The sequence below is a fragment of the Flavobacterium sp. genome, assembly GCF_031409475.1.
Lineage (GTDB): Bacteria > Bacteroidota > Bacteroidia > Flavobacteriales > Flavobacteriaceae > Flavobacterium.
Genome location: NZ_JANNXH010000039.1, coordinates 1 through 15,154, shown reverse-complemented (window position 1 = coordinate 15,154; position 15,154 = coordinate 1). Strand labels below are relative to the sequence as shown.

Annotated in this window: 16 protein-coding genes; 5 read left to right on the top strand and 11 right to left on the bottom strand. The window is 32.5% G+C overall.

All coding sequences use genetic code 11. The features are described from left to right. On the bottom strand, positions 1-98 hold a 98-nt coding region (locus tag RMO53_RS07415; protein WP_310379343.1), incomplete at its 3' end, for a bL21 family ribosomal protein. A gap of 262 nt (positions 99-360) precedes the next feature. Between RMO53_RS07415 and RMO53_RS07410 the strand changes: the two genes are divergently transcribed. Both RMO53_RS07410 and RMO53_RS07405 read left to right on the top strand, forming a co-directional pair. Then, positions 361-1,686 (top strand): pitrilysin family protein, encoded by a 1,326-nt coding sequence (locus RMO53_RS07410; RefSeq protein WP_310379342.1) that lies wholly within the window; start codon positions 361-363, stop codon positions 1,684-1,686. 13 nt (positions 1,687-1,699) lie between these two features. Further along, the gene (locus RMO53_RS07405; RefSeq protein WP_310379341.1) at positions 1,700-3,103 is read left to right on the top strand and encodes a pitrilysin family protein; all 1,404 of its coding nucleotides are present in this window, start codon (positions 1,700-1,702) and stop codon (positions 3,101-3,103) included. A gap of 23 nt (positions 3,104-3,126) precedes the next feature. On the opposite strand, the gene RMO53_RS07400 is transcribed toward RMO53_RS07405, so the two are convergent. Further along, on the bottom strand, positions 3,127-3,993 hold the full coding sequence (locus RMO53_RS07400; protein ID WP_310379340.1) for a DMT family transporter: 867 nt from the start codon (positions 3,991-3,993) through the stop codon (positions 3,127-3,129). Positions 3,994-4,094: 101 nt separating this feature from the next. Between RMO53_RS07400 and RMO53_RS07395 the strand changes: the two genes are divergently transcribed. Next, positions 4,095-4,472, top strand: a complete 378-nt coding sequence (locus tag RMO53_RS07395; RefSeq protein ID WP_310379339.1) for a heavy metal-associated domain-containing protein — start codon at positions 4,095-4,097, stop codon at positions 4,470-4,472. Positions 4,473-5,012: 540 nt separating this feature from the next. Here RMO53_RS07395 and RMO53_RS07390 read toward each other — a convergent pair. The 7 genes from RMO53_RS07390 to mutY form a co-directional block, all read right to left on the bottom strand. Further along, positions 5,013-5,543 (bottom strand): hypothetical protein, encoded by a 531-nt coding sequence (locus tag RMO53_RS07390; protein WP_310379338.1) that lies wholly within the window; start codon positions 5,541-5,543, stop codon positions 5,013-5,015. A 31-nt stretch (positions 5,544-5,574) separates the two neighbouring features. Then, the gene (locus tag RMO53_RS07385) at positions 5,575-6,033 is read right to left on the bottom strand and encodes a hypothetical protein (RefSeq protein ID WP_310379337.1); all 459 of its coding nucleotides are present in this window, start codon (positions 6,031-6,033) and stop codon (positions 5,575-5,577) included. Between the two features lie 15 nt (positions 6,034-6,048). Beyond that, the gene (locus RMO53_RS07380; protein WP_310379336.1) at positions 6,049-7,740 is read right to left on the bottom strand and encodes a hypothetical protein; all 1,692 of its coding nucleotides are present in this window, start codon (positions 7,738-7,740) and stop codon (positions 6,049-6,051) included. A gap of 121 nt (positions 7,741-7,861) precedes the next feature. Further along, positions 7,862-8,434: a gliding motility lipoprotein GldD gene (gldD, locus tag RMO53_RS07375; protein ID WP_409024826.1), complete on the bottom strand. Its 573-nt coding sequence runs from the start codon at positions 8,432-8,434 to the stop codon at positions 7,862-7,864. Next, the gene (locus RMO53_RS07370; RefSeq protein WP_310379334.1) at positions 8,427-9,725 is read right to left on the bottom strand and encodes a gliding motility-associated protein GldE; all 1,299 of its coding nucleotides are present in this window, start codon (positions 9,723-9,725) and stop codon (positions 8,427-8,429) included. The genes gldD and RMO53_RS07370 overlap by 8 nt, the downstream gene beginning before the upstream one ends. A gap of 23 nt (positions 9,726-9,748) precedes the next feature. Next, complete coding sequence (locus tag RMO53_RS07365; RefSeq protein ID WP_310379333.1) at positions 9,749-10,189, bottom strand: single-stranded DNA-binding protein; 441 nt, start codon at positions 10,187-10,189, stop codon at positions 9,749-9,751. Positions 10,190-10,236: 47 nt separating this feature from the next. Continuing rightward, positions 10,237-11,271, bottom strand: a complete 1,035-nt coding sequence (gene mutY / locus RMO53_RS07360; protein ID WP_310379332.1) for an A/G-specific adenine glycosylase — start codon at positions 11,269-11,271, stop codon at positions 10,237-10,239. A 133-nt stretch (positions 11,272-11,404) separates the two neighbouring features. Between mutY and RMO53_RS07355 the strand changes: the two genes are divergently transcribed. Then, positions 11,405-11,695 carry an HU family DNA-binding protein gene (locus RMO53_RS07355; RefSeq protein WP_310379331.1) on the top strand — a complete coding sequence of 97 codons (291 nt, stop codon included), beginning with the start codon at positions 11,405-11,407 and terminating at the stop codon, positions 11,693-11,695. Between the two features lie 393 nt (positions 11,696-12,088). Next, positions 12,089-13,633: a ribonuclease E/G gene (locus tag RMO53_RS07350; protein ID WP_310379330.1), complete on the top strand. Its 1,545-nt coding sequence runs from the start codon at positions 12,089-12,091 to the stop codon at positions 13,631-13,633. Between the two features lie 198 nt (positions 13,634-13,831). On the opposite strand, the gene RMO53_RS07345 is transcribed toward RMO53_RS07350, so the two are convergent. Both RMO53_RS07345 and RMO53_RS07340 read right to left on the bottom strand, forming a co-directional pair. Further along, positions 13,832-14,590 carry an SIMPL domain-containing protein gene (locus tag RMO53_RS07345; protein WP_310379329.1) on the bottom strand — a complete coding sequence of 253 codons (759 nt, stop codon included), beginning with the start codon at positions 14,588-14,590 and terminating at the stop codon, positions 13,832-13,834. A gap of 68 nt (positions 14,591-14,658) precedes the next feature. Further along, on the bottom strand, positions 14,659-15,102 hold the full coding sequence (locus RMO53_RS07340) for a nucleoside deaminase (RefSeq protein WP_310379328.1): 444 nt from the start codon (positions 15,100-15,102) through the stop codon (positions 14,659-14,661). Between the last annotated feature and the right edge of the window lie 52 nt (positions 15,103-15,154).

Genomic DNA, 15,154 nt, shown 5'->3' with positions numbered 1-15,154 from the left:
ACTTTAGTTCCTTCTTCATTTGTCAAACGGTGAACGTAAACCTTTAGGTCTTTGCTAACTTTGAATTGTTGCCCTGCTATCTCTACGATTGCATACATAACAAATTGTTTTATAAATTTTTAAGGTTGCAAATATACAATTTAATATTTATTATACAATCAGATGAAATAAAAAAATATTTTCAATACAAAAAACGCCTTTACCCCTCATTTTTAAAGCATTACGATATATAAATTAGTAAAATATTGTTAAAATTTAGTCAAAATTAGAATGTTATCTCATTGATAATTAAAAAAAGGTATTTTTGATGTGTCAATAATTCTTTTATTTCAAGATGCAAATAAAACTTTATTAATCCATATGAAAAAATTACTAATGCTTTTAAGTACTGCGCTTATGCTAGGAGGAATTGCTTCGGCTCAAAAAATTGCTTTTGAAGAATACGATTTAGAAAACGGCATGCATGTTATTTTACACAAGGATCATTCCGCGCCAGTTGTAGTAACATCCGTAATGTATCATGTAGGAGCAAAAGATGATGCGCCAAATAGAACTGGGTTTGCGCACTTTTTTGAACATTTATTATTTGAAGGCACTGCCAATATTAAGCGTGGCGAATGGATGAAAATTGTAACTTCTAACGGTGGAACAAATAATGCTAACACTAATGATGATCGTACTTATTATTACGAAGTTTTTCCTTCGAATAATCTGGAATTAGCCCTTTGGATGGAATCTGAACGTATGATGCATCCTGTAATAAACGAAATTGGTGTAAACACACAAAAAAATGTTATTAAAGAAGAAAAAAGAACCAATTACGACAATCGTCCATACGGAAATTACCTTGCAGTTGTAAAAAAAAATATTTTCAAAAATCATCCCTATCGCAATACAACCATTGGATCAATGGAAGATATTGAAGCTGCAACATTAGAAGAATTTCAAGCATTTAATAAAAAATTCTATGTACCTAATAATGCAGTGCTTGTTGTTGCAGGTGATTTCGAAAAAAATCAAGCCAAAGAGTGGATTCAAAACTATTTTGGTACTATTGAAAAAGGAGAAACCATAATTAAGCAAACTTTTGTTGAAGAACCCATAACCCAAACTCTAAAAGCAACTTATGTAGATGATAACATTCAAACTCCTATGATTTTGACATCGTACCGAATCCCTTCGATGAAAACCAGAGACGCTAGGGTTTTAGACGCGATTTCAACTTTATTAAGTGATGGGAAAAGCTCTAGATTGTACAAAAAAATTGTTGATGATAAAAAATTGGCACTTCAAATTGGCGCTTTTACTTACAGTAATGAGGATCATGGAATGTATATTATTTATGGACTTCCACTTGGAGAAAATACTACGGAAACCATTCTAAAAGAAATAGACCAAGAAATAGTTCGTCTTCAAACCGATTTGATTTCTGAAAAAGAACTTCAACGACTTGAAAATGTGACGGACAATCGTTTTGTAAACAACAATTCAACAGTTGAAGGTATTGCCGAAAATTTAGCCACATACTATCTACTTTATGGCGATGTAAATTTAATCAACACCGAGATTGATTTGTACCATTCGATCACACGAGAAGAAATTAGAGCAGTGGCAAAAAAATATTTGAATCCAAACCAAAGGCTGATCTTGGATTATGTCCCATCGCCCGTTGAGATTAAAAATTAAGACCAGCGCTACTATGAAAAAAACAGCTTCTATTTTATTCATTTTGTTTCTAACAGCAATCATGCAAGCACAAACCCGTACACAACCAAAACCCGGCGTTTCGCCAACTGTAAATATTAAAAAACCTCAAACTTTTATTTTACCAAACGGTTTAAAAGTCATGATTGTCGAAAATCATAAATTACCCAGAGTTACTTTTAATTTAGCCATAGACACTGCTCCTTATGCCGAAGGGAACAAAAAGGGGGTTAATGAATTGTGCAGTAACTTGATTGGTAACGGCACCAAAAACATTTCAAAAGATGTTTTAAATTCCGAAATTGATTTTCTGGGAGCCAATGTAAATTTTAGTGCGCAAGGTGCTTTTGCTAGTTCACTTTCGAAATATGCTGGACGAATTTTAGAACTTTTGTCTGAAGGTTCATTACATCCCGTTTTTACACAAATAGAATTTGATAAAGAAAAAGAGAAATTACTAGAAGGACTCAAATTTCAAGAAAAAAGCGTTCCTTTTATTGCAGAAAGGGTAGTCAATGCATTAGCTTTTGGGACAAATCATCCATCAGGGGAATATGTAACCGAAGCTACCTTAAATAACATAAGCCTTGAAGATGTGATTGAAAATTATCAAACTTATTTTGTGCCCGAAAAAGCCTATCTAGTAATTGTTGGTGATGTGAAATATAAAACCATTAAACCCATAGTAGAAAAATTATTTAGTAATTGGAAGAAAGGAAATGTGAAGGAAATTGCGTATGTTGATCCTGAAAATGTACCTTTTACCCAAATCAATTTTGTAAATGTTTCTAATGCGGTACAAACTGACATTTCATTGGTAAACACCCTAAACTTAAAAATGAACGATGCAGATTTTTTCGCTGCAGTATTAGCAACAAACATACTCGGAGGTGATTTTAATAGTTATTTAAATATGAATTTGCGGGAACAAAACGGTTGGACTTATGGTGCGAGTTCTACAATAGGTTCTGGAAAATATGTAACCAAAATAAGATCCACATCCGCAGTAAATAGTAGCGCTACAGATAGTGCTGTTGTAGAATTTATTAAAGAAATAAAGAAAATTAGAACTGTAAAAGTCAGCAACGAATTTCTAAATGATGTAAAAGCAGGATTCATTGGCCGTTTTGTAATGAAGGCCGAAAAACCAGAAGCCACTGCAAGACACGCTTTAAATATTGAAACTGAAGATTTACCAACAGATTTTTACGAAAATTACATCAAAACAATAAACGCCGTAACACCAGAAGACATTCTTCGTGTGGCTAATAAATATTTTTTGATAGACAACACTCGAATTGTAATTGTAGGCAAAGAATCAGAAATACTTCCTGGTCTTGAAAAGCTAAATATCCCGTTGTTCCATTTTGATAATTATGGTAATCCAATAAAAAAATAGTCCCTAATCAATATTCCAGATGATTATTTTTTTGCCGATAAATATACGCCTATCAAAATTATAAATGCACCAAGAAACTGAACTGGCGTAAGCATTTCGTTGTCTAACATTCCCCAAAAAAATGCAACTATTGGAATCAGATACGTTACTGATGTTGCAAATACTGGCGATGAAATTTGTATGGTTTTAAAGAAAATAATATTGGCAATTCCGGTTCCTACAACTCCTAAAAGCATTATAAATAGTACCGCATGTTGCACACTTTCTAGATGAATCGTATCGAAAAAAGGAGTTGACAGCAACACTAAAAGTGCAGGAAACAACAATACTAAAAAATTCCCCGTAGTAATACTCAGCGGACTCAAATTTGAAAGGTGTTTTTTTACCAAATTGACATTTGTAGCATAACAAATAGAGGCGATAATAATCAAAATTGCGTAATAATAATTTTGCTGTGGATTGTGTATCGCGCCATTCAAAATTAATAACGCACTACCAATTAAACCAATTACAACTCCAAAAATCTGATTTCGTTTGAACTGTAATCCAAAAGCTAAAGTTCCTAAAACTAGCGTGTTTAATGGCGTCAAGGAATTTAATATCGAACTCACCGAGCTGTCAATTTCAGTTTGGGCTATTGCAAAAAGATACGCCGGAATAAAAGTGCCAAAAAGGGAAGTCAAGGCAATATATTTCCATTGTGATTTTGGGATTTTGAATACACTTTTAAACCCAATTAATAATAAAAAGATAGCTGCGAATAAAATCCGTAATGAACCCAATTGCATGGGTGTTAATCCAACCAAACCTCTTTTTATTAATATAAAAGAGCTACCCCAAATTAATGCAAGCCCAATTAATAAAACCCATTTCAACTGTTTTGAATTCATAAACATAATTTTGGCTCAAAATTGTAATAATTTTATGAATTACCAATCTCTTTTTTTATTAATTTCGTACTGCAAAAAAATTTTATTTAAACTCCAATCTAATGAATTACTCTAAAATACTATTTACACTTACTCTATCCGGTTTTTTGTTTGTAAGTTGTAAAGAAAAACCTCAAGAAACCGTTGTTTTATCTGCAAAAGCAACTACTGTACAAAAAGTAAAAAAGGAAATTGTCGCTGCAAATCTTCAAACTGCAAGTTTCACTATCGAAGGAATGACATGTGCTATGGGTTGTGCAAAAACTATAGAACAAGAATTATCAGGACTTGATGGTGTGCAAAAAGCGACCGTAGATTTTGAAAAAAAACTAGGAACAGTAACGTTTGACAAAACCATGCAAACTCCAGAAAAATTATCTAAAGTAGTTGAAGCTACAGCAGATGGAAAAACGTATACCGTTTCATCAACCAAATTGTAATTAACTCTTTTTACTTCCACCGCAAGGTTTCCATTAAACGCTGCATGTCGTTTCTGAGGTGAGATTGGAAACTGTCATTCTATTTGCATAAGATAATCTCTGCTGATCATTTTTACTTCTATAATCTTTACTTTAAAGCAGTTTATATTATCATAATCAATTAAATACAGTTTTTATTTATTTAATAAAAATCGTTCTGCTTCAAAAAAACCTATCTTTTTTAAGAAATCATAGTTAACTATATTATTCTTGTTTGTTTTTAAAAATGATTTTCTTACTAATTTTATCTCTGGAGTTGTTGTACGATAATCACTAAAAAGATCGAAAGACCGTCTTGTCTTTATGTCTTTAAGATCGAAAAAGAATATAAATTAAAACTTTTGAGTTTTCTATTATTTAAACTTTTGATTTGATTTACATTATCCTCTTTAAAGTATATATAAATAGTATCTCCTACTTTAATCTTTTCCATATCCTGTGAAAAAAGTATATATGGTATTATTAAAAGTGTAAAATAAATAAAGTTTCATAATTATTGAATTAAGGATGAATGTATAATTTCCCTATTTTAATATATTGATTGTAGCTTTGCATTAAAGCCTGATTAACTGTATTTATGACTGTTGGAACTCCATTAATAATTGTAATTGTTCCAATTTCATTTTGAAAAAAACTACAATTTTGTAATCCCGCTAAAGCTAAATTATGGTAGTAATTACTCCAAATAAAAGGGGTAGATGGAGATGTGTCAAATGGGATGTGTACACTTACATCGTTTAACATTGTCAAATTGTTTACTGATGTAACCAAATTATCTTTTACTTCTCTAAGTATAGTTTGCATAGTTGGCAGCATATAATTATAAATAAAATTATGTTGGTCTTGACTACTATTAAAACCATTGTACTTTTGGTTTACAACATTAAAGAAATCTAAATTGTTTAATGTTGGTATGCTTATTCCTTGCCCTACATCACAAAGTTTTACATTTAAGTATGCATGAATACATTCGTGTAAAATGGTTTTGGCATTTTCAATGTTGGTTTGGCTTTTGGTAGTTTTTAAATGCAATTTTAAAATATCCCTAAAACTGCTTTAATGCTTACTCCCCCATACGATAAGAACTAGACATTAATACTCTATATAGCATAATTTTGCCGTTTTTTTGTTCATCACAATCAATGATGTAAATTACACTATTTGCCGAAAAAGCTTCATACGTGCTTTTTTCAATACCATATTTTTGAAAAAAATCAATTCCAACAATATCTTTTTTATGCTTCTTAAGAAATGATTTCTTTTCTATTCTAGGTAAATATTTTTTGGCAGTTTCTGTTGAATTATCATTAAAATCAGGTTTAGTAAAATATAAACAGGTCCTATCTGAAATTTGCCCAAGTCTTATTGTATAAAAACGATAATCTTGTGAACCCTGTTTCGTTTGATTTACAGATTTTTTAAACTTTACGAAAACTGTATCAAGTTTTTTTATGTACTCAATATCTTGTCCATAACCAAAACTATAACAAAGAAATATAATTAAAAAAGTTATTTTTTTCATAGTTTTTAATATTAGTTAACGATCTAATTCATATTTACCAGCATCAATATAATTTTTGTGTAACCTAAGTGCATCCGAGGGATCTTGAAAATCCTGCTTAAAACAGCTTGTTTCATCCAATCCGCTCAAACTTAAATTTCTATAAAAATCGCTCCAATTAAAAGTAGTAGAAGTCATAGGATTTAATGTTGGATGCATTGTGTATTGCTCTATTACTGCTCTTTTTGGTTCAGTTGTTACCAAATCTCTAATTTCTCCTAAGACAGTTTGCATTGTGGGTATCATAAAACCATACATAAAATCATGTTGCTCAATGGGTGTTGGATACATCGAGTTTAAAATTTTTACAAAATCTTTCCCAGCAGTTGGATAATTGGCTTTAACAAAAAGGTACGCATGAATACATTCGTGTAAAATGGTTTTGGCATTTTCAATGTTGGTTTGGCTTTTAGTAGTTCCTGCAATTAATATTTGTTTACTTATTTTTATGATACTATTGTCTGTTCCTGGAATTTGGCTCGTTGTAGCATTTACTTCTTTTTTGGTAGGATCATTATCTTCATAAACATGCTCCGCTATTTCAAACTTAACATTAAACCTACTATTGTCTTGGAACAAATCTATAAAAAGTAATTTAAATTCTGGTGAATTTGTTAGTGCATCATATACGGTGTTGAATTTCGCTCCTTCGGGTGTGGCGTTTGTAATAGTGGATCGGTCAATATTTGCTGGTGATTTGGCCGTTGCATTTATATCAAAATTTAACGTTGGATTCAAAAAAACTTCATCAATCAAATCTTGACCAAAATCAAAACTATCTTGTGACCAATTATTATTTATTTGATGTTGAATTATAGCATCAAACTGCAATAAGTTCTCAAAACTAGTATTAAAATAAAGTTGCATTGGTGAGGTCATGTTGTTCCAAACTGCGTCTTTTTTTAAATTATTTATATAGTTTATATCATTACCGTAGTCAAATTCATATGTATTGGGAGAATAGGTATAATCACCACCGCCACTTTGTTCAAAATTTCCTTCATAAAATCCACCATCACCTCCACTTGGTTCTGTTTCATTACAAACATCGTACGATATCGTTCTTTTTATACATTGACCTGTAGAACAAGCGAATCCATCACATTCATCACTTCCACAGGAACCATCACATTGTACAGAGAATGATTCAATAACACATACACCCATCCTTGAAGAAGATTTTGATGTTCTTGCACTTGTTATTTCACTATCATAAATTCTTTCAATAGTATTGAATATTTTTTGATTTTGATTTGTTATGCTTTTTTTAGTTAACAAAAAAATTGAAGTTGCCCAATGATTACCTACTTTTCTATAAATTAAATTATAAATTTTATTAGGCTCTATACTCGAGACTATGGGATATACTCTGAAAGTATAAGTTACTCTATTTGTTTGACTAACGTACTTTTTAATAGCAAGTGTGTCAATAATAAAATCTTTTAATACGTTATTACTTGAAGCCGTTACACTTGTAATATTCCCCGCTATTTTCAAAGCCGATTTCAAGTTGTACACTTTTGTTTCTGCTTTAAATTGTGACAAACTAATTTTATTTTTATCCATACTTAGATGCTGTTCCTTGAATTCATAGAGTTCTTCGTTACATCCAACAATATTAATCAGGACAATAATCATAAGTATTCTAATGCAAAAATTGATTTTCATAATGTATTAGTTAAAATTAGTATTTTTCTTTCAAAGTAAGAAAAAAAAAAAACGAATTTTCCTAATTTTTTATTAGAAAAATTCGTATAATTTATGATATTGCTTTTTTAACTGGTTTGGATTACTTCCACCGCAAGGTTTCCATTAAACGCTGCATGTCGTTTCTGAGGTAACTTGCTGCAGGCATGATGGAATCAAAATTGGGTTTTGCATAGAAATAAACAGAACCTGTTACAAAATGTTTGATGCTGTCTGTAACATAAAACTGGGAATTGGTAGCTGCGTTACCATCAACTTTATAAAACATTCCAAATACTTTTTTAGAAGGGTTTAAATACGGTTGTTCTACTATATCATCTGCTTTTATCACATGTTCAAAGGTTAGTTTTTGCGCATCTCTCAGTAATTTGTTAATGTCATTATTAACTGGCTTATAGGTCAAGTAAATGGTGGCTTTCATTTTTGGATACAAAATAGTAAATCCTAAATTCTTTTCGCCTTTGATTATCGCTTCGGAATTCATCTCGAATGCAAAAGGGGAAACTTTATTCTCAAAATTGACATATTCTGCCTCTGGATAATCCAGTCGCAAATAGCTAGAAGGTTTGGGTAAAACATCGTCTTTACAAGAAGCAAAAAACAACACAAAAAGCGCAGACAGCAACACAACAGAAATACTTTTTAGTTTAAACATCAATCGTAACTTTTATTTGTTTAATACGCTTTTTATCAACTACTTCTATAGTAAATAAGCAGTTTTCAAAATGAATTTTTTGGCCTTTCTTGGGGAAATTTCCTAAAACTTCTAAAATAAACCCTGCCAAAGTTTCGGCTTCGCCTTTTTTAATTTCAAAAACAGCCTCGTCAACATTAATAATTCTATAGAAATCTTTGAGATTAACTTTTCCTTCAAAAAGATAATTTTTATCATCAATTTGAGAAAAATTTATATTTTCATCATCAAATTCATCGCTGATGTCTCCTACAATTTCTTCGATAATGTCTTCAAGAGATACCAGTCCTGAAGTTCCTCCGTATTCATCAACGACTATGGCCAAATGACTTTTTAAACTCTGGAAATCCTTTAATAAATTGTCTAGTTTTTTATTTTCAGGAACAAAAAACGGTTCTCGCATTAATGTTTTCCAGTCAAAATTAATTTTGCTTATGTGTGGCAATAAATCTTTTACAAACAGAACGCCTTCTATCTGGTCTATATTGTCTCGGTAAACTGGAATTCTCGAATAACCATTTTCTATTATTTTAGGACAAATCTCTATAAAAGTAGCCGAAATCTCTAAAGCAAAAATATCAATTCTCGGGCTCATTACTTGCTTTGTATCGGTATTGCCAAAGGAAACGATTCCTTCTAGAATTTTTTGCTCTTCGGTTGAAGTGTCGTCAGTAGCAGTCAATTCTAGTGCTTGTGATAGTTGATCTACAGAGAAATTTGATTTTTGTTTTCCTAATTTATTGTGTAAATAAATCGTTGCAGAGCGCAGGAGCAAACTTATTGGCGAAAGCAATTTATCCAGCAATACGATTGGGTAAGCAATTAATTTAGCAAACTTTATATTGTTTCTCGAGGCATAAACTTTGGGTAAAATTTCTCCAAATAATAATATCAAAAATGCAACTACGATTACATCAACTATAAATTTAAAAACGGGTGAAATGATACTAGCAAAAAGGTCTTTGCCTATAAATGAAAACAGGATTACCACTGCAATATTGATAAAATTGTTGGCTATTAGAAGAGTGGCTAATAATTTTTTTGGCTTTCCTAAAAGATCTGAAATGATTTTTCCCTTTTTGGGATGATTTTGTATGGTTTCATCAATGTCTTTTTGTGATAAAGAAAAAAGGGCTACTTCGGCACCTGAAACTAGTGCTGAACAAAATAATAAAGCGGCTATTACAAGAAAACCTATCACTAAATCAATGTCTAATGTGTAGGTAAAACCTAAACTGGGCGCTGGGTCCAAATTGAAATAGATTAATTAAACAATTAAAACGGCAAATCGTTTACTGGCAAATTGTCGTTTTGTGGTACAAAGTTAGTGATTTTTGGCGATTCTTCAGAGGGAACTTGTTTATGATTTTCGCTCTCTTTTTTGGTGGTTAAAAATGTGAACTCCGTCACTTGAATTTCGGTTGTGTATTTTGTCGATCCGTCTTCGGCCTGCCATTGACGTGATTTTATGCGTCCTTCAACATATATTTTATCTCCTTTTGATAAGTGTTTTTCACAAATTTCGGCTGCTTTATTTTTTACAACTACATTGTGCCACTCCGTGGAAATGACTTTCTCATTTGTGGTTTTGTTAATATAAACCTCGTTAGTGGCTAATGAAAATCTGCCAATGCAATTTCCTCCATCAAAATAATGCATTTTGACTTCGTCGCCCAGATGACCTATTAGCATTACTTTATTTAAGGTTCCGCTCATTGTTTAAAAATTGTATTTCATCAAAGATACCTAATTTTTAAAATACTTTAATTCATTTCAATAAAATTAAAAATCACTACTGGGAAAGGAAATGTTTTTAAAGTTGTTGCATCAATTCCATTTTCAACCAATCCTTTAACTTTAACATTCCAAAACTTGATATGCAAACGCTGATGCGAAAGTTTATGAATTATGCTTTTATCGTTTGAGCCTTCAATACTTATTAATGTGTTTTGCAAAAAAAAATTATTTTGAATTTGCTCCGAAATATATTCAAAATTTTCCTCAACTTCAGTTTCAATCAAGGGAAATTCATAGAGGTTGTGCCAAATTCCTTTTGCGGTTCGCTTTTGGATTATAGTGTTTTCATTATCATCCGAAACCACGAGATAATTAAAAAATCGATTGGTGACTTTTAATTTTTTTGACTTAACAGGCAATAAATTTACCTTCTTTTTTTGCAAAGCAGCACAACTCGAATTGAAAATACAAACTCCGCAATTGGGACTTTTAGGAACACATTGCAAAGCACCAAATTCCATAATGGCTTGATTAAAAACCGCAGGATCATCCTTTGGCATCAATTCAAAAGCCAATTCAGCAAATTCTTTTTTGGCTGTAGCCAAAGCGATATCAGTTTCAACATCAAAGTAACGCGACAAGACCCGAAAAACATTTCCATCAACCACCGGAACGACTTCATTGTAAGAAAAAGAGGCAATAGCTGCAGCAGTATATTCGCCAACGCCTTTGAGTTTTATTAAATCTAAATAATTATCTGGGAAAACTCCTCCCAAATTAAAAGCTACAAATTGCGCCGTTTTATGCAAGTTTCGAGCACGAGAATAGTAACCCAATCCTTGCCAAAGTTTTAAAACTTGTTCTTCACTCGCCGCGGCGAGATCAAAAACTGTAGGAAAAACAGTCGTAAACGAAATGTAATAAGGCATTCCTTGAGCCACACGAGTCTGCTGGAGCATGATTTCAGACAGCCAAATAAAGTAAGGATTTGTGGTGTTACGCCAGGGCAGATCTCTTTTATTTTTTAAGTACCATTTAATTAACTCGTTAGTAAAATTCATGCCTGTTTTTTGATTGACAAAAGTAAAAGATTATACAATTAAAATTTAACGAATTAGCTTGAATAATTGTTTTTTTTATTACTATATTTGCAACCTCAAAAAATTAGTAGACCATTTATAAATTAGAAAGAAAATGACGAAAGCAGATATCGTAGCAAAAATTTCAGAAAGATTAGGCCTTGAAAAAGGAGATGTTCAGGCAACTGTAGAGACTTTTATGACTGAAGTAAAAACTTCATTAGAAACAGGAGACAATGTTTATTTAAGAGGTTTTGGAAGTTTTATTGTGAAAACAAGAGCGGAAAAAACAGGAAGAAACATTTCTAAAAATACCACAATTAAAATTCCTGCTCATAATATTCCAGCGTTCAAACCTGCAAAAGTGTTTGTTGAAGGAGTAAAATCGAATAACGAAGCAAAATAAAAAAATTTATTAATCACAAAATCACCAAATATGCCAAGTGGTAAAAAAAGAAAGAGACATAAGGTAGCAACGCACAAACGCAAAAAAAGAGCGAGAGCTAACCGTCATAAAAAGAAAAAGTAGTCTAGAACTACTTTTTTCTTTTTAACCGTTCATTGAAATTGAAAGTTAGTGTTCAGTGTTCAGTATTTAGTGTTCAGTTAGCTGCAAACTGAATACCGTAAACTGCATACTAATTTTCCCCGGGTTCAATACCTGTCAAAATTATTGTTTAATCCATCCTTACCGAAGTTAGAAGTTGGAAGTTTTTTGTAGCTACAAAAATCTGAAATCTGAAATCTGATCCCGAAATTTCGGGACTGAAAACTGAAAGTCTGGATAAAAATCAACAGCGTGAATAAAGAATTAATCATCAGATCTAGTTCCGAAGCCGTAGATTTTGCCTTATTAAAAGATGGAAAACTTATTGAATTACACAAAGAAGAAGAAACAAGCAACTTTCAAGTAGGCGATATTTTTATCGCCAAAATAAGAAAACCAGTTGCTGGACTAAATGCCGCTTTTGTTCATGTAGGCTACGAAAAAGATGCCTTTTTACATTATCACGATTTAGGTCCTAATCTTGCTTCCCAACTGAAATTTATAAAACTTGTAAACGCAGGTAAACTAAAAGATTTCTCCTTAAAAAACTTTCAATTTGAAAAAGAAATAGACAAAGATGGCTCGATAACAGATATTATCAATGCCAATCAATCTATTTTAGTACAAGTCGTAAAAGAACCAATATCTACCAAAGGACCAAGAATTAGCGCAGAGCTCTCACTTGCCGGAAGATTTATTGTTCTAGTTCCGTTTTCGGATCGTGTTTCTATTTCTCAAAAAATAGAAGACAAAAGAGAAAAAGACAGACTAAAAAAACTTGTCCAATCAATCAAACCAAAAGGATTCGGCGTTATTGTTCGCACAGTAGCCGAAGGCAAAACCACAGTAGAATTAGAAAAAGATTTGCAGAACCTGCTAGGCAGATGGACTGCAATGTGTAAAAAATTACCAACCGCTCATCATCCGTCCAAGGTATTAGGAGAGCTCAATAGAGCTTCATCAATATTAAGAGACGTCTTCAACGATACCTTTAGTGGCATCCAAATAGATGACGAAGAGTTGTACAACCAAACCAAGGACTATTTACAAGAAATTGCGCCTTCAAAAACATCAATCGTTAAGTTTTATCAGTCAAATGATACGCCAATTTTCGAAAAATACAATATAGAGAGACAAATCAAAACCTCCTTTGGAAAAACAGTTTCCATGAGTAAAGGTGCTTACCTTATCATCGAACATACCGAAGCTTTGCACGTCATAGACGTAAACAGCGGAAACCGTTCGAATAAAGCATCAAATCAGGAAGATACAGCCATGGAAGTCAATATGATTGCTGCCGCCGAAATAGCAAGACAATTGCGTCTTCGTGATATGGGCGGAATTATAGTAATTGATTTTATTGATATGTCTAATCCCGAAAATCGTAAAGTTTTATTCGACTTCTTGAGAGAAGAAATGAGCGACGATAAAGCGAAACACAAAATCTTACCACCGAGTAAGTTTGGGCTAGTCCAAATTACCCGACAAAGAGTAAGACCAGAAGTCAACATCAAAACTAGAGAAGAAGACCCAAACAATGAAAATGGCGAAATCGAAGCGCCAATTCTAATCATTGATAAAATTGCTTCCGATCTAGAACGAATACTTAAAACCCACAACAAAGTCGTACTCAACGTACATCCGTTTGTGGCTGCATACCTCAGCAAAGGGTTTCCATCACTGCGTTCAAGATGGTTTTTTGAACATAAAAAATGGATAAAAATCATTCCTCGCGACGCTTATACGTATCTAGAATATCATTTCTACGATAAAAAAGGAACCGAAATTAATGAATAAATTAAAACCGCCAATCTCACGAAAGGCGGTTTTTTTGTGTCTAATTGTCATTGCGAGGCAGGAAGGAGTCAGGAGCTATTTCCAGCTATTCGCTATATCTTTTACAAAGCTTCCAGTCACGCCTTGCGGGACTGGAAGCTTTGTAAAAGGATGCCGCTGCTATCTGGGCTAGAGAATCCTGAATCTAAATGTTGTTTTCTAGTCCAAATTGTATTCTAATCTAACAGTAATTCTAGCCGTTTTGTTCTTACTAAAAGTATCGTTATTTCCTCCATAACTATCTTCTTCTGTTGAGCCTTGACCAGTTATTTGAAAAACTCCCATAGTAGCGCCTTTGAGTTTTCCTAAATCACCATTGGCAGTTTTTACAATTTTATTAGCTCTTTCGTTAGCATCTCGTGTTGCATTTTCTATCAAGCTTTGCTTCAAACTAGGCAAATCAGAATACGTATATTGAATAGAATTTGAAGTAAGTTCTATGCCCGAATTAATCAATTCCGAAGTTTTGCTCGAGACTTCTTCAATACGTTTCATCAGTTGAGGATTCTTTTTAGCCACAAAAGAAATGCTTTGTGTGGCTTCATATCCATCAAAAATCTGTTCCGTATTCACATAACCATTTTCAGCATTTACGGTTCTAATTTCTCTAAACTTTTTTTGGAAATTCACTGCTCCAAACGAAAACTCATTTGGTTTAAATCCTTTACTAATAAAGAAATTAGAAACAATTTTTTGGTCAGAAATAATTTTGCTGTAAGCAGTTTTTATATCCATACTGTTAGTTGTAAAACTTCCAGACCATAAAATTTCATCCGAAACAAAATCTTTTGTACCTAATCCAATTACAGAAATAGAGTCTAAATTTTGATTCCTTTTTTTGAAAGATTGCCCCAAAACAAATGCAGTTAAAACAATGGCAATTCCAATAATAATTGATGATTTGAGTCTATTTTCCATTGAAAATTTGATTTAAATTTAATAGTAGTAAATGTAACACTATTTAAGAAACAAAATTGAATTGAAAATCACTTCCTCTTCTCCACAAAAAACCGCTTCATCAATTCACTTGCTTCATTTGCCAAAACGCCTCGAACAACGGTAGTTTTTGGATGCAATTGCGTTCCCATTTTCTCAAAACCGCGATGTTCGTCGCTGGCTCCAAAAACAATTTTAGAAATCTGACTCCAATACAAAGCACCAGCACACATCTGGCAAGGTTCGAGCGTGACATAAAGCGTGCAACCCACTAAATATTTTCCGCCAAGGAAATTCGCAGCGGCAGTTATGGCCTGCATTTCGGCGTGAGCTGTAACATCGTTTAATAATTCGGTGAGATTATGACTTCTGGCAATGACTTTATGGTCGATTACAATTACAGCACCAACAGGAATTTCGCCTTTCTCAAAAGCCATTTCGGCTTCCTGCAAAGCTTTTTTCATAAAATAGTCGTCAGTGAAAATGTTTTCCATAAAACAAAAATACAGCATTCAATTCGTACATTTGCTTTATGTCTAAAAATTT

Coding starts and splice junctions, on each gene's coding strand:
- RMO53_RS07410 (WP_310379342.1), top strand. CDS start 361: ATGAAAAAATTACTAATGCTTTTAAGTACTGCGCTTATGCTAGGAGGA.
- RMO53_RS07405 (WP_310379341.1), top strand. CDS start 1,700: ATGAAAAAAACAGCTTCTATTTTATTCATTTTGTTTCTAACAGCAATC.
- RMO53_RS07400 (WP_310379340.1), bottom strand. CDS start 3,993: ATGAATTCAAAACAGTTGAAATGGGTTTTATTAATTGGGCTTGCATTA.
- RMO53_RS07395 (WP_310379339.1), top strand. CDS start 4,095: ATGAATTACTCTAAAATACTATTTACACTTACTCTATCCGGTTTTTTG.
- RMO53_RS07385 (WP_310379337.1), bottom strand. CDS start 6,033: ATGAAAAAAATAACTTTTTTAATTATATTTCTTTGTTATAGTTTTGGT.
- RMO53_RS07380 (WP_310379336.1), bottom strand. CDS start 7,740: ATGAAAATCAATTTTTGCATTAGAATACTTATGATTATTGTCCTGATT.
- gldD (WP_409024826.1), bottom strand. CDS start 8,434: ATGTTTAAACTAAAAAGTATTTCTGTTGTGTTGCTGTCTGCGCTTTTT.
- RMO53_RS07365 (WP_310379333.1), bottom strand. CDS start 10,189: ATGAGCGGAACCTTAAATAAAGTAATGCTAATAGGTCATCTGGGCGAC.
- mutY (WP_310379332.1), bottom strand. CDS start 11,271: ATGAATTTTACTAACGAGTTAATTAAATGGTACTTAAAAAATAAAAGA.
- RMO53_RS07355 (WP_310379331.1), top strand. CDS start 11,405: ATGACGAAAGCAGATATCGTAGCAAAAATTTCAGAAAGATTAGGCCTT.
- RMO53_RS07345 (WP_310379329.1), bottom strand. CDS start 14,590: ATGGAAAATAGACTCAAATCATCAATTATTATTGGAATTGCCATTGTT.
- RMO53_RS07340 (WP_310379328.1), bottom strand. CDS start 15,102: ATGGAAAACATTTTCACTGACGACTATTTTATGAAAAAAGCTTTGCAG.